General features: G+C 62.5%; 18 protein-coding genes. 10 read left to right on the top strand and 8 right to left on the bottom strand.

Annotated features, from left to right (window positions below; genetic code table 11):
• Positions 1 to 169 precede the first annotated feature (169 nt).
• Positions 170 to 1,102 carry an endonuclease/exonuclease/phosphatase family protein gene (locus AF337_RS37910; RefSeq protein ID WP_049736183.1) on the top strand — a complete coding sequence of 311 codons (933 nt, stop codon included), beginning with the start codon at positions 170 to 172 and terminating at the stop codon, positions 1,100 to 1,102.
• On the opposite strand, the gene AF337_RS37905 is transcribed toward AF337_RS37910, so the two are convergent.
• Entirely contained in the window at positions 1,058 to 2,971 is a 1,914-nt protein-coding gene (locus AF337_RS37905; RefSeq protein ID WP_049736182.1) for an ABC transporter ATP-binding protein, read from the bottom strand. The two genes, AF337_RS37910 and AF337_RS37905, sit on opposite strands and share 45 nt — an antisense overlap.
• A gap of 162 nt (positions 2,972 to 3,133) precedes the next feature.
• Between AF337_RS37905 and AF337_RS37900 the strand changes: the two genes are divergently transcribed.
• On the top strand, positions 3,134 to 3,364 hold the full coding sequence (locus AF337_RS37900; RefSeq protein WP_049736181.1) for a hypothetical protein: 231 nt from the start codon (positions 3,134 to 3,136) through the stop codon (positions 3,362 to 3,364).
• A gap of 23 nt (positions 3,365 to 3,387) precedes the next feature.
• On the opposite strand, the gene AF337_RS41460 is transcribed toward AF337_RS37900, so the two are convergent.
• From AF337_RS41460 to AF337_RS37885, 3 genes are all read right to left on the bottom strand, one after another.
• Complete coding sequence (locus AF337_RS41460) at positions 3,388 to 3,702, bottom strand: type II toxin-antitoxin system RelE/ParE family toxin (protein ID WP_082336912.1); 315 nt, start codon at positions 3,700 to 3,702, stop codon at positions 3,388 to 3,390.
• A complete protein-coding gene (locus AF337_RS37890; RefSeq protein WP_049736180.1) occupies positions 3,699 to 3,968 on the bottom strand; it encodes a ribbon-helix-helix domain-containing protein in 270 nt (89 codons plus the stop codon). Before AF337_RS37890 ends, AF337_RS41460 begins: the two co-directional genes overlap by 4 nt.
• Positions 3,969 to 4,066: 98 nt before the next feature.
• Entirely contained in the window at positions 4,067 to 5,923 is a 1,857-nt protein-coding gene (locus AF337_RS37885) for an ABC transporter ATP-binding protein (RefSeq protein WP_049736179.1), read from the bottom strand.
• Between the two features lie 385 nt (positions 5,924 to 6,308).
• Between AF337_RS37885 and AF337_RS37880 the strand changes: the two genes are divergently transcribed.
• Both AF337_RS37880 and AF337_RS37875 read left to right on the top strand, forming a co-directional pair.
• Positions 6,309 to 6,770, top strand: a complete 462-nt coding sequence (locus AF337_RS37880; RefSeq protein WP_049736178.1) for a tRNA (cytidine(34)-2'-O)-methyltransferase — start codon at positions 6,309 to 6,311, stop codon at positions 6,768 to 6,770.
• Positions 6,771 to 6,985: 215 nt separating this feature from the next.
• Complete coding sequence (locus AF337_RS37875; protein ID WP_049736177.1) at positions 6,986 to 8,632, top strand: Na/Pi cotransporter family protein; 1,647 nt, start codon at positions 6,986 to 6,988, stop codon at positions 8,630 to 8,632.
• Between the two features lie 3 nt (positions 8,633 to 8,635).
• Here AF337_RS37875 and AF337_RS37870 read toward each other — a convergent pair whose 3' ends face one another.
• Positions 8,636 to 8,896: a hypothetical protein gene (locus tag AF337_RS37870; protein ID WP_003565536.1), complete on the bottom strand. Its 261-nt coding sequence runs from the start codon at positions 8,894 to 8,896 to the stop codon at positions 8,636 to 8,638.
• Positions 8,897 to 9,076: 180 nt separating this feature from the next.
• Between AF337_RS37870 and hemF the strand changes: the two genes are divergently transcribed.
• From hemF to AF337_RS37855, 3 genes are all read left to right on the top strand, one after another.
• Positions 9,077 to 9,988: an oxygen-dependent coproporphyrinogen oxidase gene (gene hemF / locus AF337_RS37865; RefSeq protein WP_049736176.1), complete on the top strand. Its 912-nt coding sequence runs from the start codon at positions 9,077 to 9,079 to the stop codon at positions 9,986 to 9,988.
• A 103-nt stretch (positions 9,989 to 10,091) separates the two neighbouring features.
• The gene (locus AF337_RS37860) at positions 10,092 to 10,361 is read left to right on the top strand and encodes a hypothetical protein (protein ID WP_049736175.1); all 270 of its coding nucleotides are present in this window, start codon (positions 10,092 to 10,094) and stop codon (positions 10,359 to 10,361) included.
• 114 nt (positions 10,362 to 10,475) lie between these two features.
• On the top strand, positions 10,476 to 10,661 hold the full coding sequence (locus AF337_RS37855; protein ID WP_003565542.1) for a DUF1059 domain-containing protein: 186 nt from the start codon (positions 10,476 to 10,478) through the stop codon (positions 10,659 to 10,661).
• Here the strand turns inward: AF337_RS37855 and AF337_RS37850 are convergent, their stop codons facing one another.
• The 3 genes from AF337_RS37850 to AF337_RS37840 are packed head-to-tail and all read right to left on the bottom strand — an operon-like array spanning position 10,662 to position 13,182.
• On the bottom strand, positions 10,662 to 11,915 hold the full coding sequence (locus AF337_RS37850; RefSeq protein ID WP_049736174.1) for a CCA tRNA nucleotidyltransferase: 1,254 nt from the start codon (positions 11,913 to 11,915) through the stop codon (positions 10,662 to 10,664). It abuts the gene before it with no gap.
• Positions 11,912 to 12,562: a CoA pyrophosphatase gene (locus tag AF337_RS37845; RefSeq protein ID WP_049736173.1), complete on the bottom strand. Its 651-nt coding sequence runs from the start codon at positions 12,560 to 12,562 to the stop codon at positions 11,912 to 11,914. Before AF337_RS37845 ends, AF337_RS37850 begins: the two co-directional genes overlap by 4 nt.
• Entirely contained in the window at positions 12,559 to 13,182 is a 624-nt protein-coding gene (locus AF337_RS37840) for a DUF1285 domain-containing protein (RefSeq protein WP_049736172.1), read from the bottom strand. The genes AF337_RS37845 and AF337_RS37840 overlap by 4 nt, the downstream gene beginning before the upstream one ends.
• A 158-nt stretch (positions 13,183 to 13,340) precedes the next feature.
• On the opposite strand from AF337_RS37840, the gene AF337_RS37835 reads away from it, so the two are divergent.
• The 3 genes from AF337_RS37835 to AF337_RS37825 are packed head-to-tail and all read left to right on the top strand — an operon-like array spanning position 13,341 to position 18,095.
• Complete coding sequence (locus AF337_RS37835) at positions 13,341 to 14,351, top strand: AAA family ATPase (protein WP_049736171.1); 1,011 nt, start codon at positions 13,341 to 13,343, stop codon at positions 14,349 to 14,351.
• A gap of 13 nt (positions 14,352 to 14,364) precedes the next feature.
• Complete coding sequence (locus AF337_RS37830; RefSeq protein WP_049736170.1) at positions 14,365 to 15,285, top strand: DUF58 domain-containing protein; 921 nt, start codon at positions 14,365 to 14,367, stop codon at positions 15,283 to 15,285.
• Positions 15,282 to 18,095: a DUF4159 domain-containing protein gene (locus tag AF337_RS37825; protein ID WP_049736169.1), complete on the top strand. Its 2,814-nt coding sequence runs from the start codon at positions 15,282 to 15,284 to the stop codon at positions 18,093 to 18,095. Before AF337_RS37830 ends, AF337_RS37825 begins: the two co-directional genes overlap by 4 nt.
• Position 18,096: the final 1 nt, after the last annotated feature.

Below are 18,096 nucleotides of genomic sequence, written 5' to 3'. Positions count from 1 at the left end.
TGATCGCAAATTATGTCCAGCCTTGGCAAGGGGATGAGGGCACAATGTCGCGGGAATTTCGGATGAATTTTTTAAGGCAAATACGAGCTTACCTTTATGTTGCATTGCAACAAAAAAGCCGCCGTGATAGGCGCAATCGCAGCCACGCCAGCGAGCCGGACCGGAGCGGATGAGAGACACGATTTTTTGCGTATTCAGCGTTCTCACAACCCTCGTCCTCGCCATTGTCTCGCTGCGGTATGTCACCGATTTCTATCTGCTTTCCTTCTTTTACAGCTTCCAGGTCCATCTGGCGGTCGCCGCGGCAGCCGCTTCCGTCGCAGCCCTTCTCGTCAAACGCCACTGGTATGCGCTGCTGACGCTCGGCGTAGCCGTCGTTCTTGCCGTCCACGGCGTCGTGATGATGCGCGAATTCGTCGAGCCGGCCGTCGAAGAGAGCCGCCCGGCCCTCTTCAAGCTGATGTCCTTCAATATCGAGAATGACAATTTCGCCAACGGCGCCGATATCGCCGACATGGCGATCGCCTCAGGCGCCGACGTCGTCAGCATCCTGGAGGCCGAGCCGCTGCTGTCGGACCTGCCGCGGCTGTTGAAGACCTATCCCTATTACATCGGCTGCGGCGTCGGCATGCAGGAATGCGATACGCTGGTGCTGTCGAAGCGCCCGCTCATCGAACCCCGCATCCGCAATCTCGGGCTGCTCTGGCGCAACCGGCTGACGATCTCGACGATCGATTTCGGCGGGCAGAAGGTCAATTTCCTCGCCGCGCACCTGACCAAGCCCTATTACGACGAATTCCACGGCCTAGAAATCGAGGATCTCGCCGAGATTATTCCGTCCCTGCCGGGCCCGCTCGTCCTTGCCGGTGATTTCAACACGTCGATTCTGGCGCCCGACGTGCAGTATCTCATGCGCAGCCAAGGCTTGGGCACGGTCTCGCTGGAGCCGGCGACATGGCCGATCGCGGCAGGCGCCTTCGGCATTCCGATCGATCACGTCTTCAGCCGGGCGCCTCTGCGGCTGAAATCGGTCCGCCGCATCGAGACAAGCTTCGGATCAAATCATTTTGGCCTGATGGCGGAATTCACCATCGACCCTTGAGCCCGCATCCTCGTCCGCCGCGAGGAAGCCGCCGGACTGGCGTGCCCAGAGTTCGGCATAGAGCCCGCCGCGGCGAAGCAGTTGATCATGGCTGCCCTCCTCGATGATCCGGCCGAGATCGACGACGATCAGCCGGTCGAGTGCCGCGATCGTCGACAGCCGATGGGCGATCGCAAGCACCGTCTTGCCTTCCATGATCCGATGGAGATTGGACTGGATCGCTTCCTCCACTTCCGAATCGAGCGCTGACGTGGCTTCGTCGAGAACGAGGATCGGGGCGTCCTTCAGCATGACCCGGGCAATGGCAATGCGCTGCCGCTGCCCGCCTGAGAGTTTGACACCGCGTTCGCCGACATGCGCATCGAAACCTCTGCGGCCCTGCTGATCCTGCAGGCGTTCGATGAAGTCGATGGCTTCGGCGCGCCTGGCCGCCTCGACCAACCGTTCCTCGCCGGCATCCGGCCGTCCGAACAGGATATTGTCGCGCACCGAACGATGCAGCAGCGAGGTATCCTGGCTGACGACGCCGATCTGCATTCTGAGCGATTCCTGCGTCACGGCTGCAATATCCTGGCCGTCGATGAGGATGCGGCCGTCCTGAATGTCATAGAGGCGCAGCAGCAGGTTCATCAGCGTCGATTTGCCCGCGCCCGAACGTCCGACGATCCCGACCTTTTCGCCCGGATGGATTGTCAGGGAGAAATTCTCGACGACCGGCAGGTGACCCTTGCCGTAGCGAAAGGAAACATTGTCGAAGCGGATGCCGGGCTGCCGGATCAGCAGGCTCTTCGCATCCGGCCGATCGACGAGCCCCAGAGGCTGGGAGATCAGCTCGGCGGCATTCTGGATGGTGCCGAGATTGCGCATGATGCCGTTGAACTGCGTCATCAGCCGCCCGAGCAGGAAATTCAGCCTGAGCACCAGTGCCAGCGAGAATGCCACCGCACCCGAGCTGACCAGGCCGCGCAGCCAGAGATCGACGCTCAGTCCAGCCATCGTCACGATCATCAGGCCGGAGAGAAGCGCCATCGAAGCCCTGACGCCGGTGATGAACCGGGTGAAGCGCAGCACCGTATCCTGAAAGATATCGAAGCCCTGCCGCATGTAGCGGTCGCTTTCCTCGTCGCGGGCAAACAGTTTCAGCGTCTGCATGTTGCTGTAGGAATCGACCATTCGGCCGTTCAGCATCGATCCGGCCTCCGCCGTTTCGCGGGAATGATGGCGGATCCTGGGAACGAAGTGGCGGGCAAGTAGGCCGAAGGCGCCAAGCCAGAACAGCACGACGGCGGCAAGGGAAAAGTCCAGCCGGGCGACGAGCACGAGCGTCGTCACCGCATAAATGCCGACGAACCAGACGCTTTCCATCAGCGAGGTGACGAGATCCCCGGTGGCCTGCCCGGCCGACCAGACCTTGGTAACGATGCGTCCGGAGAAATCGCTCTGGAAGAACGATAAAGACTGCCGGGAGACATGGAGATAAGATTGCCAACGTGCTAGATTATAGAAACCCGGCGTGATCACCTGCTGATCGACGAGCGCGATCAGGAAGGCGACGACAAAACGCACGAGCCCGATGAGAGCGAGCATGCCGAACAGCTCGCCGCCATGGGCTGCCAGAAGACCGCTCCAACCGGCGCCGGGTGTGATACTGCCGAGGATATCGACCAGTCGACCGACGAACCAGAAAAGCGCCGCCTCGATTGCCGCCGATGTGCCGCCGAGAATAAGCATGGCGATGAACGGCATCCTCGCCTGGCCGATATAGAACCAGACAAACCCGAGCGTCGAGCCCGGCGGCTGAAGATTGGCGCGCGGACGAAACGGATCGATCCAGGTTTCGAACAGGCGAAGGATGGGGCGCAGGAACATGGAAGCGATATAGGCGGATTGGGCGGGGCGGCAAAGGGAATGAAAAGCGGACGCAATGTTATATTTTGGTAATGATCGATAACATCGGCGGCATCGCCATTGATTACCCCCGAACCGGTCACAATCTGACGATACGATCGCGCTTCACCGGAGAGAAGGTTCATGGAAACGAAAATGCTCGATGCGCATATTCCGCTTCCGCTCGCGGAAAGGCTCGATGCCCTGGCTCTCGACCTGGCATTGCCGCGCGACGAAATCGTCACCGAGGCCGTTTCCGCCTGGCTCGACCAGGAGGAGCACCGCCGCATCGCCGCGCTGCGCACGCTGGCCGCCGCCAACACCATCATCCTCGTCGAACATGACCGCGTCATCGACTGGGCCGACAGTCTTTGAACCGCCGCAGAGCAAGCGCGGCATCAATTCCCGCCGAGAATACCTACAACATCCCGACGGCCGTGCAGAACGCGCAAGATCGTAACCGATTCATGTTCCACGGTATAATAGGCGCGAATATCCTCGAAACCCGGAACGGGCCACGATCTTATGCACGCCAGTTTTGAATTGCCGAATGTCTTCGGCGTGCCAGAATTCGGATATTCGAGAAGACGCACGAAAGACTGTTCGGCGGCATGCAGAAACCGCAGACCGAGTTCCTCTCCGCCACGCTCCGCAAGATAGGAAAGCTGCAACAACATATCGTCGCGAGCTGCCGGTTTGACGGCAAGCTTCATGGCGACTTGTTCTTGCTCTGCGCTGCCAGCAACTGCGCGGCTTCCTTCCTCAGATCGCTCCAGAATGCGGGCGTTGCCTCAACGGCGTCCCCAGATGCCAGGCCCTCGAGCAGCAAGGCCTCAAGCCGCGCCTCGTTTTCGCGCTCCTGCGCATCCCGAACGAGGCCCCGGAAATATTCGCTGACATTGCCATAGCCCTTGCTGGCCATCTGGCTTTCGACAAAAGCCTTGAGGCTGTCGGGCAATGAGATCGTTACGGTCGCCATAAGCACATTCCTCGCTGGGATCAGCAAATGTACCACAGCTTCTTAACTGTTCTCAACTGTTAAGAAGCCCTCCCCGCTTCCGCCGGGAGAGCCATCTATCATTCCGCCGCCTCTTCCGCCTCCTCGGCGTGATCGGAGAGGAAGCCGCCGGACTGGCGGTTCCAGAGGTCGGCGTAGATGCCGCCGCTCCCGATCAGTTCGCCGTGGGAGCCGGCCTCGATGATCCGGCCCTTGTCGAGCACGATCAGCCGGTCCATCTCCGTCAGCGTCGACAGCCGGTGGGCGATCGCGATGACCGTCTTGCCCTCCATCAGGGCGAAGAGGTTTTCCTGAATCGCCGCCTCGACTTCCGAATCGAGCGCCGAAGTCGCCTCGTCGAGCACCAGGATCGGCGCGTCCTTCAGGAAGACCCGGGCGATCGCGATGCGCTGCCGCTGGCCGCCGGACAGCTTGACGCCGCGTTCGCCGACCTGCGCGTCCAGCCCCTGGCGGCCCTGCATGTCGACGAGCCCTTCGACGAACTCCCAGGCATTCGCGCGCTTGGCGGCCTCGGTGATCTCTGCATCCGAGGCCTCGGGACGGCCATAGGCGATGTTGTCGCGGATCGAGCGATGCAGCAGCGAGGTGTCCTGCGTCACCACGCCGACCAGGGAGCGCAGGCTTTCCTGCGAGACGCCTGATATGTCCTGCCCGTCGATGGTGATGCGGCCGCCCTCCAGATCGTAGAAGCGCAGCAGCAGGTTCATCAGCGTCGTCTTGCCGGCGCCGGAGCGGCCGACGAGACCGACCTTCTCGCCCGCCTTGATGTCGAGCGACAGGTTGTCGATGACACCCTTGCTCTTGCCGTAGTGGAAGCGGATGCGGTCGTAGTGGATCGCGCCCTTTTTCGCCGTCATGGGAGGAGCGTCCGGCTTATCGACGATGTCGTGCTGTTTGCTCATCATCTCCATGCCGTCATAGACCGTGCCGATATTCTCGAACAGCGCCGAGACTTCCCACATGATCCATTGCGACATACCGTTGACGCGCATAGCAAGACCGATGGCGATGGCAATCGCACCGACCGAGATCGCCCCGTTCAGCCAGAACCAGATCGACATGCCCGAGACGACGAAGAGCGCGATGCAGTTGTTCAGGTAGACGCTGATGTGGAAGAGCGTCACCTTGCGCATCTGCTTGTGTACGGTCTGCAGGAACTCGTCCATGCCTTCCCTGGCATAGACCTCCTCGCGGCCGGCATGCGAAAACAGCTTGACGGTGGCGATATTCGTATAGCTGTCGACCACGCGCCCCGTCATCATCGAGCGCGCATCTGCTTGCGCCGCCGCGATCTTGCGAAGCCGCGGCACGAAATAGGCGACGATGCTGATATAGACGGCGAGCCAGACGAGGATCGGGATCATCAGCCGCCAATCGGCAGCTGCGATGACGATGATCATCGTCAGGAAGTACGTCACGACATAGACGAAGACGTCGAGGATCTTCATCACCGTCTCGCGCACCGCCAGCGAGGTCTGCATCACCTTGGTCGCCACACGCCCGGCAAACTCGTTGGCGAAGAATGTCATGCTGTGGCGCAGCAGGAAGCGATGCATCTGCCAGCGGGCGCTCATCGGATAATTGCCGAGCAGCATCTGGTGCATGATGAGGGAATCGAGGCCGGCCGTCAGCGGCAGGCCGATCAGCACCAGCGCCGCCATCCAGAACAGCTTGTGGCCTTCCGTCTCAAGGAAGGTGGCGCGGTCGGCATTGGTCAACCAGTCGACGATATCGCCGAGGAACTGGAAGAGCGCCACTTCGCCGACGGCGATCAGCGCCGTCAGCACGGCCATCAGGCCGAGCCAGGGCGCTGCCGGTTTGCTGTAGTGCCAGCAAAAGGCAAACAGACCCTTCGGCGGAGCGATGGGCTCCTCGCTCGGAAAGGGATTGAGTCGCTGTTCGAACCAGCCAAACATGAAATTGCTCCGAAACGTCAGCGTTTCGGCTCCCGGCTTCGCGCCATCCCGGCGCACTGCATGCACATATGGGAACCGAACGTTCAAGGGGCGAGGCTGAAGCAGCCGCACAATGGATCAAAAAGGGAGATTCAGGGAAGAAATGCGCCCTAGCGGCGCCGCGTCGCCTTAATCGGCATCACGGCGGGAAAGCGCATAGCGAGCAAAATATTCATGACGGCCCTCCCTGCTGGCGATTGAAGTTGTGCATGGATAACGCGAAAATTGCGAAATTTCCAGCCCCATAATGGCGTAAACTGAATGTTTCCGGGCCAAAACGCGCCCTGTTGCGGCGAAAAGGCAGTTGCTTTAGGTCTCACGCGTCCCAACGAAAATAAGCGGCGCGATGACGGACCTCAGATTGGCACTCTACCAGCCGGATATTCCGGGCAATACCGGCACGATCCTGCGACTTGCCGCCTGCCTCGGCTTTGCGGTCGATCTGATCGAACCGGCCGGCTTCGACGTTTCCGACCGCAACCTGAAACGCTCGGGCATGGACTATATCGCCGCCGCTGCGCTGACCCGCCATGTCAACTGGGATCGCTTCGAGGCGTGGCGCGCCACGACCGGCCGCCGCCTGATCCTAGCCTCGACCAAGGCGGCCGACCGCTACACCGATTTTGCCTTCCACCCCAGCGACATCCTGCTTTTCGGCCGCGAAAGCGCCGGGGTGCCGGATCATGTGCATGAGAAGGCGGATGCCCGCATCCTGATCCCGATGGTCGAGGGCCAGCGTTCGATCAACATCGCCGTTTCGGCCGCGATGATCGTCAGCGAAGCGATGCGCCAGACCGTCTGGAGTTGACCGTCTGGGCTTGACCGGCACCGGCGTCGGCGAAATAGCCGATCAGCTCCGGACCGTGTCGGAAAATGACGTTGTCAATCCGCGCCAAATCGGTCTATATTTATTAGCCGAGCAAACAAACATATCGTATAGCCTCCATAATTTCAACAGTTTGGTAGGCTACACCCAAGCCTACCCCTCTCAAAGGCAGATGAAAGAAGAATAAAAGCAAGAAAATGGATTCCACAGTCATCATGATCAACCTGTTCGGCGCCGTGGCTTTACTGCTGTTCGGCCTCGCGCAGGTGAAGGACGGCGTGTCCAGGGCCTTCGGCGCACGGCTGAGAGCAGGTCTGGCGAGCGGCACGCGCGGTGGTTTCCGGTCCTTTCTGTCGGGACTGGTGGCGACCATCGCGCTGCAGAGTTCGACGGCAACCGCGCTGATGACAGCATCCTTCGTCGAACGTGACCTGATCAAGCCGCGCATGGCGCAGATCGTCCTGCTCGGCGCCAATGTCGGCACGGCGATCACCGCCTGGATCGTCGCCACCGGCATCGAATGGCTCTCTCCGTTGCTGATCCTGGCCGGCATCGTGCTTTACCGCGGCCGCTCCAGCACCCGCCAGGGCGGCGGCGCGGCACTGATCGGCATCGGTCTGATGCTGCTGTCGCTGCATCTGCTCGGCCTCGCGACGGAACCGATGCGCGCCTCCCCGGCTCTCGCCGCATTTATCGGCCTTCTGGACGGGGCGCTGCCCGTGGCGCTGCTCTTCTCGGCAGCTCTTGCCTTCCTCTCCTCCTCGAGCCTGGCTGTGGTGGTGCTAATCCTGTCGCTCGCCTCGGCGGGTCTGGTTTCGGCCGAACTTGTCATCGTTCTCGTGCTCGGCGCCAATCTCGGCGGCGCGATCCCGCCTGTCATTGCGACATTGTCCGGCCCGGTTTCGGCGCGGCGCGTCACTCTCGGCAACCTCGCGGTGCGCGCGCTCGGCTGCTTCATCGCCCTGCCGCTGGCGGGCTATGGCGCCGAACTCATCCAGATGCTGCCCTTCGGTCCGGCCAAGCTGCCGGTCGATGCGCATCTCGCCTTCAATCTTCTGCTGGCAGCCCTCGCCTGGCCATTCTCCCGGCCGCTCGCCACCCTGATGGCCCGGCTGGTGCCGGATCAGGCCGAGCCTGACAACGCCCCGAAATATCTCGACACGCAGGAGCTTTCGACACCCGTCATTGCCCTGACCAGCGCCACCCGCGAAGTGCTCGGCGTCGGCGACCTCATCGAGCGCATGCTGGTCAGGGTCTCCGAAGCCTTCGAGCAGAATGATGCCGGCAAGCTTGCCGAAATCCCGGCTCTCGAAGAGCGCGTCGACCGGCTGCAGCAGGCAGTGAAGGTCTATCTCTCGAAGCTCGGCCGCGAGGGTCTCACCGACGAGAACGCCCGCCGCTCGATCGTCGTCATCGACTACGCGATTAATCTCGAACATATGGGCGACATCATCGAGAAAGGCTTGCGGGAACAGGTGGCGAAGAAGATCTCGCTCGGCCTGAAATTTTCCGACGACGGCCATCAGGAACTGCGCAAGCTGTTCGATCTGACGATCGACAATCTGCGCGTCGCCCAGACGATCTTCGTCACCCGCGATTTCAATCTCGCGCGGCAGATGATGGAGGTAAAGGTCGAGGTGCGCCGGATGGAGAAGCAGTCGGCCGAGCGCCATCTCGAACGCCTGCGCGACGGCCGCGCCGACAGCCTGCAGACGAGTTCGCTGCATCTCGACATGCTGCGCGACCTGAAGCGTATCAACGCCCACATCGTCTCGGTGGCGCATCCGATCATGGATGAGAGCGGTCTGCTGATCGAAAGCCGCGTACGACCCGCGGCGGAGTGACGGTCAATCGGCCGAAGGCAGGCGGCGCATCGTGAATTCGATCTGGTCGCCGTCGAGCTGGCGCCAGCTTTCCACCTCTGTCCAGTAGGCCGCCTTCGGATATTCGTCGAACCATTCGCGCGCTTTGGCGCGTGCGTCGAGGAGGCCGAGGCAATATGTCTCACGCACGAAATGGTCTTTCCGGCGGGAGGACGTTTCCGCCCGATGTCTTGCTATCCTGCGCTTCAGGCCGTCGAAGGACGGAGGTCCTGGAACTTTTTTCATCAAACCTACCTCTTCGGAAAAGGTAGTATCGAAATACTTGATTTGCGAGTCGAATCTTGGAAACGCCGGGCAGCGTTGCCCTTGGCTTGGCGAGAAGCGGCGCCACCTGCTAGACGTGGCCGGCAACGAGGAATGAGCGAGTCGCACCCCTTAACGGATACCGACCGCCGGAGGCGTGACATGGAAAGACCGGAACTGCCGATCGGCTTGCCTGAGGATATCGAAGAGAAGAAGGCTGCCGCCCGCAGCTGGTTCGAAGGACTGCGCGATACGATCTGCGCCTCTTTTGAAGCCCTCGAAGACGAGCTGGAAGGCCCGCTCTCCGATCAGGAGCCCGGCCGATTCACCGCCAAGGACTGGTCGCGCGAAAACGGCGCCGGCGGCGGTGGCCGCATGTCGATGATGGAGGGCCGGGTCTTCGAGAAGGTCGGCGTCCACACGTCCACCGTCCATGGCGAATTCTCCCCGGACTTCCGGGCGCAGATACCAGGCGCCAAGGACGATCCGCGTTTCTGGGCCTCGGGCATCTCCTTGATAGCCCATCCCGTCAATCCGAATGTTCCGGCTGTACATATGAACACCCGCATGGTCGTCACCACGAGCCGCTGGTTCGGCGGCGGCGCCGACCTGACGCCGGTGCTGTCGCGCCGGCGCACCCAAGAGGACGAGGACAGCCAGCTCTTCCACAAGGCGATGGAGATCGCCTGCCGTAATCATGCCGTCGCCGATTACGCTGCCTACAAAGCCTGGTGCGACGAATATTTCTTCCTGAAGCATCGCAACGAGGGCCGCGGCATTGGCGGCATCTTCTATGACTGGCTGCATTCGAGCGAGGACGCCGGCGGCTGGGACGCCGATTTCGCCTTCACCCGCGATGTCGGCCGGGCCTTTGCCATGGTCTATCCGAAGATTGTCCGCTCCAACTTCAATAAGCTGTGGACAGAGGCCGACCGTGACGAACAATTGATCCGCCGGGGCCGCTACGTCGAATTCAATCTGCTGTATGATCGCGGCACGATCTTCGGCCTGAAGACCGGCGGCAACGTTGAATCCATTCTTTCGTCCTTGCCTCCTGTCGTCCGCTGGCCATGAGACTGTGATATCTCGTCGATAAATTCGAGTTGATTGACCTTCACGAAAATTAAGCGCGTCCTAACTTTATATGTATGTGCGTAACAATCGGAGGAGGATTGTCATGACGATACAAAGTGGTTCGCCCGCGTCCACGGATGCCCAGGAAACATCTCGTACGATCGACACATCCGAGTTTCTGACGCGCATCGCCGAGAAACTGCGGGCCAAGAGCGGCTCGGATCTGCCGCTGTCCTGCTTCATCGAGCAGGTCAAGCTGCAGTTGGCCGGAGGAAAGTCGCCGGAACAGCTGCAGAATGAAGCAGCGGCCGCCAACAGCAACATGCCCGGCCAGCTTTCGGATGCCTACAAAGCCTGGGCGATGCCCGACTGACACGGCCTTTACCGGCCGGCATATGGATGCCGGCCGGAACCTTCCCTCCCCCCGCACATTCATAAATCGCGTCAGATCGCGATCGTCTTTGTGTTTCGAACAGAGGAGAAGACCATGCGACTTTTCGAATGCGGCACTCTCGTCCCGGGCTGCGCTTGGCATACACGGGCGGATAGCGACGCCGAGGTGGTCCGCCGCGCCGTCGAACATCTGAAAAATGCTCACGGCGAAACCACGATCCGTGAGAACATGGTGGATAATATCAAGGCTCGCATCCGCGACGAGGTCAACGCCGCCTGATTATTGCAGTCGTTCTTGTAGCCGGGCGAGCAGTGCCGCCCGGTCGGAAACGAAATTTTCCTCTACCCACTGGTTTTCCAGGCCGGCAAGCAGTTCGCCGACGCGCGGGCCTGAGGCGATTCCCGCAGACATCACATCGCCGCCGTTTAGCGGAAATTGCGGCTTCTTCCAGTTTGCGGCCTGATCCAGGAGCTTGGTGAGCCGCGCCGACCGCGCCATTTCGTCGAAATCCGCTTCAGCCTTGCCACGCGCCACGCCGAGCGCCAGCTTCAGCCGCGTCGTGATGCCGTCGGCGCCGTTGCGGTAGAGCAGCCGTTCGAAGGCCGACGACGACATGTCGTCATTAACAGGTGCGGCCATTGCCCAGGCCCTGAGGGTGGCCGCTTCCGCATTCGAGAGCTTGAGGCGGGCTGCCAGCGCTTCCAGCCGCACCGCATCGGGCGGCACGATCGCCGCAAGCCGCAGCAGCGGATCGGGCGTCCAGCCGAGCGCCTTTTCGGTGGCGACCAGCGAAGGGATCGCATCGATCCCCCATCGTTCCGATTCCGGCAGGATTTCCGTCAGCACCGCCACCTGCCGCATCCACAGCAGCGCCCGGCCGGGATCGGCAGCACTCAAGAGCTTCCGCAGTTCCGACCAGACGCGTTCCGCCGACAGCGTCTTCAGCTTCGAACGCGCCGCCGAACACGCCTTCAGCCCCTCCGCATCCGGCCGCCCGGAACCGTAATAGGCAAAGAAGCGGAAGAAGCGCAGGATGCGCAGATGATCTTCGGCGATGCGCTTTGCCGCGTCACCGATGAAGCGGATGTTGCGCCTCTCGATATCGGCAAGCCCGCCGACCAGATCCACTACCTCGCCCTTGGCATCGGCATAAAGCGCGTTGATCGTCAGATCCCGCCGCTCGGCATCGGCCTTCCAATCGGTGCTGAAAGCGACCTTCGCGTGGCGCCCGTCGGTCTCGACGTCGGTGCGAAGCGTCGTCACCTCGAAGGGCTTGCCGTCGATGACGAGCGTCACCGTGCCGTGCTGCAGGCCTGTCGGTACCGCCTTGATGCCGGCCGCCGCCGCGCGCTCCATGACGATCTCCGGCGTCAGCGTCGTGGCGATGTCGATATCGCTGACCGGCAGGCCCATCAGGCTGTTGCGCACCGCGCCGCCGACCACCCGCCCTTCTCCGCCATCGGTATTGAGAAGCGGAAGAATCCGGCCGAGAGCCGGGTCGCGGAACCATGCTTGGTCGGCAAGACGGGTCATGCATAAAGCCTTTCGTAAAGCGTGCGGACGATGCCGGCGGTGATGCCCCAGATCATTCTGGTTTCATAGGGCACACGGTAGAAATGCCGGTCGATGCCGTCGATGACACGCCTGTCGCGGGCATGGTTGGCAGGGTTCATCAGGAATGACAGCGGCACCTCGAAGACGTCAGCCACCTCGGCCGGGTTCAGGGTCAGCGCGAACCCCGGCGTGACGACGCCGAGCACCGGCGTGATGCGGAAGCCGGTCGAGGCAAGATAATTCGGCAACCGCCCAACGGTCTCGACGAAGGAACCGGCGAGGCCGATCTCCTCCTCCGTCTCGCGGATCGCCGCCATCTCAGGTGAGATATCGGATGGATCGATCGACCCGCCGGGAAAGGCGATCTGCCCGGAATGTTTGCGCAGCGTTGCCGTGCGCTTGGTGAAGATCACATGTGCCTCCTCACCGTCGTCGACGACCGGCACGAGCACGGCGGCGTCGCGCAGCTTGAAGGTCTCGACCTCGGCGACGATATCGGGATTGAGGATATGGTCGCCGTGATCGCGCCAGGCATGGTCGACCGGCCCACCATTCTGGTTGAGGGCGCGGCGGCGGAATTCGGCGGCTGAGAACAGCGGATAACGGTGGGTGATCGCATCATTCATCGGCAAAGAGCATCCAGTTCGTCGGCCAGCATGACAGGGAAGACCTGGCCGGCGGAGCGGAGCGCAAACATCGCCCGCCCCTCCACGTCGAGGATCTCGCCAAGCGCGACCAGTTCATACATCACCGCACGCGACACCAGCGCCTCCAGCCGCCCGCGCACATGCAGATAGGGTTTCAGTTCGGCGTTGCCGTCCGCAATGGCAAAGCGCAGCCGATGCTCTCCTCCCGCCTCCACGACATCGCCGACATTGGTGCGAAATGTCAGCACCTGTTCGCCCTGCCCCTCCGTCACGTTCATCTCCACGGCAATGAACGGCGCGTCGGCGACCCTGATCCCGACCTTTTCCACAGGAGTTACGAGATAGGTCTTCTCGTCGTCGTCCTTGCGCAAAACCGTCGAAAACAGCCGCACCAGCGCCGGCCGGCCGATCGGCGTGCCCATATAGAACCACGTACCGTCGGCTCTGATCTCCATGTCGATATCGCCGCAGAAAGGCGGATTCCACCGCTCGACCGGCGGTAAACCGCGTTTTTTTCCGCCGCTTTCGTCAGACGCGCGCGAAATCATGGCGGCAAGTCCCGCCGCATCCGCCTGTCCGCTGATTTCCTCGGCTGCCATTCTTCCGTCCCGGTTTGTCCTTAACGAAGTGAAGTCACGAGATAGTCATTCGCAACGAACTTGTCAGCCCGTCGCATCTCCATAACTCTATCGAGTATGAGGCAGATGTATAAGTCCGCCGATTCGCTGCCGAATGATTTCAGCCGTTGGAGATGCCCGTGGGTATGATGAAGACCGAAGCCAGCCTCGATGAAAAGGCGATCGTCGCCGCTGCCGAAAAGGCGCTCTCCGATATCGCCGCCATCCGCACAGAAGTCTCGAAGGTGATCTTCGGTCAGGAAAGCGTCGTCGAGAACACCATTCTCGCCGTGCTGTCCGGTGGTCATGCTCTGCTCGTCGGCGTCCCTGGCCTTGCCAAGACCAGACTGGTGACGACGCTCGGCGAAGTGCTCGGCCTTGCCGCCAACCGCATTCAGTTCACGCCTGATCTGATGCCCTCGGATATTCTCGGCTCCGAAGTGATGGATCAGGACGACAGTGGACGCCGCTCTTTCCGCTTCGTCAAGGGCCCTGTTTTCGCCCAACTGCTGATGGCCGACGAAATCAACCGCGCCTCGCCGCGAACCCAGTCGGCGCTTCTGCAAGCCATGCAGGAATATCACATCACCATCGCCGGCCAGCGCTATGATCTGCCGGCGCCCTTCCACGTGCTCGCCACCCAGAACCCGCTCGAGCAGGAAGGCACCTATCCCCTGCCCGAAGCTCAGCTCGACCGCTTCCTGCTGCAGGTCGACGTCAACTATCCCGAACTCGCCGCCGAACGCCAGATCCTGCTTGAGACGACGGGCTTGGGGGAAACCCGGCCGGTAGCCGTCATCGACGCGCAGCGGCTGATCGAGATTCAGGCCCTGGTGCGCCAGATGCCGGTGAGCGACACGGTCGTCGACGCCATCCTGGCGCTGGTGCGTTCCGCCCGTCCCGGCCAGGGCAATGCCTCGACCGACAAGAACGTCGCCTGGGGTCCCGGTCCCCGCGCCGGCCAGGCGATGATGCTCTGCGCCCGCGCCCGGGCGCTCTACGAAGGCCGCCTGGCGCCGTCGCTCGACGATATCTTCGCGCTCGCCGAACCCATTCTCCAGCACCGTATGGCGCTGACTTTCGCTGCCCGCGCCGAAGGCATGTCGGTGCGCGATGTCATTGCCGGACTGGTCAAGCAGGCAAAGGGATAAGGAAGCCGGACGCGTGGCATCTATCGGACAGATCGTCAATCCGACGTCAGGCAGCGATGCCCTTTCCCGCGCCAGGCAGCGGGCCGCCCTGGTGCCGGATTGCCTGGTGGAAGCCAAGCGCATCGCCAACACGGTGATCGCCGGCTGGCATGGCCGCCGCAAACGCGGCATCGGCGAAAATTTCTGGCAGTTCCGTCCCTATGCCGAGGGCGAAAGCCTGTCGCGCATCGATTGGCGCCGTTCCGCCCGCGACGACCATACCTATGTGCGCGAGCGCGAATGGGAGGCGGCCCACACGATCTGGCTCTGGTGCGACATGTCGCCCTCGATGATGTACAAGTCGAGTTATGGCAGCGTCTCCAAGGAAAGCCGGGCGCTGGTCGTCATGCTGGCGCTGGCCGAAATCCTCGCCCGTTCCGGCGAGCGCATCGGCTGCCCGGGCATCATGGAACCCGCCTCCACCCGCAATGCCGCCGAGCGCCTTGCGGCCGCGCTCATGCACACGCCGCTGACCGGCGGCCTGCCGGAAACAGGAATGATCCGCGGCTGGAGCGACCTGGTCCTCATCGGCGATTTCCTCGATGATGCGCCGGCGATCATGGAACGCCTCGGCCCGCTCGCCCGCCGCGGCCTGCGCGGCCATGTGGTCGAAATATCGGATCCCGCCGAGGAAATATTCCCCTACAGCGGCCGCACCGAATTCACCGATCCGGAGAGCGGCGCCAGGCTTATCTCCGGCCGCGCCGAACACATTCGCGAGGCCTATCGCAACGCCTACCTCGCCCGCAGGGAGAGCCTCGGCCAATCGCTGCGCCATCTCGGCTGGACCTTTGCGACGCACCGCACCGATCATCTCGCCTCGGAGGCGCTGGTCGCGGTGCACATGTATTTGTCCGGCATGCCGGCCAAGGCAACGCATGGAGGGCAGCTGTGAACGCCCTTCCCTTCGCTTTCGCCTATCCTGCCATTCTCGGCGCCCTCATCGCCCTGCCGGTCATCTGGTGGCTGCTCAGGCTGACGCCGCCGCGTCCGAAGACCGAGGTCTTCCCGCCGCTGAAGATCCTCGCCTCCGTCTTGAAGCGCGAGGAGACGCCGGCGCAGAGCCCATGGTGGCTGACGCTGCTGCGCATGCTGCTCGCCGCCACTGTTATTCTTGCGATCGCCGATCCGGTCTTCAACCCGCGCACCAGTTCGCTGGCATCCGGCGGTCCGCTCGTCCTCTTCGTCGACAACAGCTGGGCGGCGGCACCCGACTGGGAGCGCCGCATCCAGACAGCCGATGCGTTGATAGACGATGCGGAATCCGCCGGCACGCCGGTGTCGATCGCCTTCACTGCCGATCCGAGCAACAACGCCGTTCCTGGCACCGCCGCTGCCGCCCGCGACAAGCTGCGCGCCGCCGAGCCGCGACCGCTGGTGCCGGACCGTGAGCGCACCTTCCAGGCGCTGCGCGCCGCGCTGAACGGCATCAAGCCCGGCACCCTAGCCTTTTTGACCGACGGCGTCGCCGCCAAATCAGAAGACCCGACGGTGCGACGGCTCGCAGAACTTCAGCCCGCCGATCTCCGCCTTATCGAGGGTGATGCCGACCGCACGGTCGCCATCACCGCGGCCAACAATGCGGCTGACGCCATGACCGTCAAGGTCACACGGCTCAACACTTCGCGTGCCGCATCCGTGGCGCTCAACGCCGTCGATACCCAAGGCCGCTCGATTGCCAACGGCAGGGTGAATTTCCGCCCCGGCCAGAGCGTTGCGACGAGTTCGATCACCGCGCCCTTCGAGATGCGCAACGATTTCGCCCGCGTCAGCGTCGATAACGGCGCAACGGCCGGCGCCGTCCATCTTCTCGACGACGCATTCAAGCGCCGCCGCGTCGTCCTCCTGTCGGGTGAAGGCGGGGATGAGTTCCAGCCGCTGCTCTCGCCGCTCTATTATATTCAGCGAGCGCTGCAGCCCTATGCGGACCTGATCCAGCCCAGCGATTCCGATCTTTCGGTCGCCATACCGAAACTGCTCGCCAGCAATCCCTCCATCATCATCATGGCCGATATCGGCCGTCTGCCTGAAGAAACCTACGAACCGCTGACACGCTGGATATCGAATGGCGGTATGCTGTTGCGTTTCGCCGGTCCGCGCATGGCCGCGGCCCCTGCGGACGATCCGCTGATCCCCGTTATCCTGCGCCAGGGAGAACGGGCGCTGGGCGGCACATTGTCCTGGAGCGAGCCGCAGTCGCTGGCCGAATTTCCGGGTTTCGGGCCTTTCGCTGGCATAGCGCGCCCCGCCGATGTCGTCGTCAAGCGGCAGGTGCTGGCCGAACCGACGCCCGATCTGGCCGAACGCACTTGGGCGAGCCTGGCTGACGGCACGCCGCTCGTGACGATGAAACAGCTCGCATCCGGGCAGATCGTCCTGTTTCACGTCACGGCGGAAGCGACTTGGTCCGATCTGCCGATCTCCGGCACTTTCGTCGACATGCTGCGCCACCTCCTGCAGATATCGCGCTCCGGCGGCGTGACACCGGAGGCGCGCGGTAATGCGCGTGTCTCCGAAACCCTGCCGCCATTCCGTATGCTGACGGCCAAGGGCACGCTCGTCTCCGAGACGGGTTCGGCGCGGCCCCTCATTCCACAGGCCGGAGCCGAACCGACGGCGAATTTCGACAACCCACCCGGGCTTTACGGTTCGGAAGACGGTTTCACCTCCCTGAACGTACTGCCTGAGGACGCCGAACTGACGCCGCTCGACACCGCCGGGACCAATGCCGTGCGCGAAGGCCTGATCGGCGGCGAAAGCTGGTCGGCAAAGCCCGCGCTTTTTCTCGCGGCCTTTCTGCTGCTGCTGGCCGATAGCCTGGTCGTCCTCTTCATGAACGGCGCATTCTCACGATTGCGCCCGGCTGCCCGTACAGCGGCGATGATCGCCGTTGCGCTCAGTGCCGGCTTTCTCATGCAGCCCGGCACGCTTCACGCCAACGACTCCCAGCCCGGCGACGACTTGATCTTGCAGAGGCTCGACAACACGCACCTCGCCTATGTCGTCACCGGGGAACGGGAAGTGGACGAGATATCCGAGCGCGGCCTCGAGGGCCTCACCCAGTTCCTGACGTTTCGCACGACGCTGGAGCCGGCGCCGCCCGTCGGCATCGACCTGACCAAAGACGAGCTCGCCTTCTATCCGATCATCTACTGGCCGGTTTCGGCAACGGCGCCGATGCCGTCGGCGGCGGCGATCAGCCGCATCGACGCCTATATGCGCAATGGCGGCACCGTGCTTTTCGACACACGCGATCAGATCAGCGCATTGGACAATGGCGGCAATGTCAGCGCCAACGGCCAGAGGCTGCAGGCAATCCTTGCCAATCTCGATATTCCGCCGCTGGAACCCGTGCCCTCCGATCACGTGCTGACGAAATCCTTCTATCTCCTGTCGAGCTTTCCCGGCCGTTACACCGGCAGCCCGCTTTGGATCGAGGCTCGGCAGGGCGGCCGCGAAGCGACCGAAAAATCGGCTGCGACCGCCGACGGCGTTTCGCCGATTCTGATCACCGGCAATGATTTCGCCGGCGCCTGGGCAATCGACGACAACGGCGTGCCGATGCTTCCGACCGTGCCGTCCGATGAAGCGCAGCGCGAATATGCCTACCGTGCCGGCGTCAACATCATGATGTACATGCTGACCGGCAACTACAAGACCGACCAGGTCCATGTTCCCGACCTTCTCGAACGGTTAGGACAGTGAG

The sequence above is a fragment of the Rhizobium ecuadorense genome, from assembly GCF_001187535.1.
GTDB lineage: Bacteria > Pseudomonadota > Alphaproteobacteria > Rhizobiales > Rhizobiaceae > Rhizobium > Rhizobium ecuadorense.
This window is presented reverse-complemented; position numbering and strand designations above follow the sequence as displayed.

Excerpts from the sequence above, each read along its gene's own strand:
- AF337_RS37845 (WP_049736173.1), bottom strand. The coding sequence starts at position 12,562 with ATGAATGATGCGATCACCCACCGTTATCCGCTGTTCTCAGCCGCCGAA.
- AF337_RS37905 (WP_049736182.1), bottom strand. The coding sequence starts at position 2,971 with ATGTTCCTGCGCCCCATCCTTCGCCTGTTCGAAACCTGGATCGATCCG.
- AF337_RS37890 (WP_049736180.1), bottom strand. The coding sequence starts at position 3,968 with ATGGCGACCGTAACGATCTCATTGCCCGACAGCCTCAAGGCTTTTGTC.
- AF337_RS41460 (WP_082336912.1), bottom strand. The coding sequence starts at position 3,702 with ATGAAGCTTGCCGTCAAACCGGCAGCTCGCGACGATATGTTGTTGCAG.
- AF337_RS37870 (WP_003565536.1), bottom strand. The coding sequence starts at position 8,896 with ATGAAAAAAGTTCCAGGACCTCCGTCCTTCGACGGCCTGAAGCGCAGG.
- AF337_RS37840 (WP_049736172.1), bottom strand. The coding sequence starts at position 13,182 with ATGGCAGCCGAGGAAATCAGCGGACAGGCGGATGCGGCGGGACTTGCC.
- AF337_RS37880 (WP_049736178.1), top strand. The coding sequence starts at position 6,309 with ATGACGGACCTCAGATTGGCACTCTACCAGCCGGATATTCCGGGCAAT.
- AF337_RS37860 (WP_049736175.1), top strand. The coding sequence starts at position 10,092 with ATGACGATACAAAGTGGTTCGCCCGCGTCCACGGATGCCCAGGAAACA.
- AF337_RS37850 (WP_049736174.1), bottom strand. The coding sequence starts at position 11,915 with ATGACCCGTCTTGCCGACCAAGCATGGTTCCGCGACCCGGCTCTCGGC.
- AF337_RS37885 (WP_049736179.1), bottom strand. The coding sequence starts at position 5,923 with ATGTTTGGCTGGTTCGAACAGCGACTCAATCCCTTTCCGAGCGAGGAG.
- hemF (WP_049736176.1), top strand. The coding sequence starts at position 9,077 with ATGGAAAGACCGGAACTGCCGATCGGCTTGCCTGAGGATATCGAAGAG.
- AF337_RS37875 (WP_049736177.1), top strand. The coding sequence starts at position 6,986 with ATGGATTCCACAGTCATCATGATCAACCTGTTCGGCGCCGTGGCTTTA.
- AF337_RS37900 (WP_049736181.1), top strand. The coding sequence starts at position 3,134 with ATGGAAACGAAAATGCTCGATGCGCATATTCCGCTTCCGCTCGCGGAA.
- AF337_RS37855 (WP_003565542.1), top strand. The coding sequence starts at position 10,476 with ATGCGACTTTTCGAATGCGGCACTCTCGTCCCGGGCTGCGCTTGGCAT.
- AF337_RS37910 (WP_049736183.1), top strand. The coding sequence starts at position 170 with ATGAGAGACACGATTTTTTGCGTATTCAGCGTTCTCACAACCCTCGTC.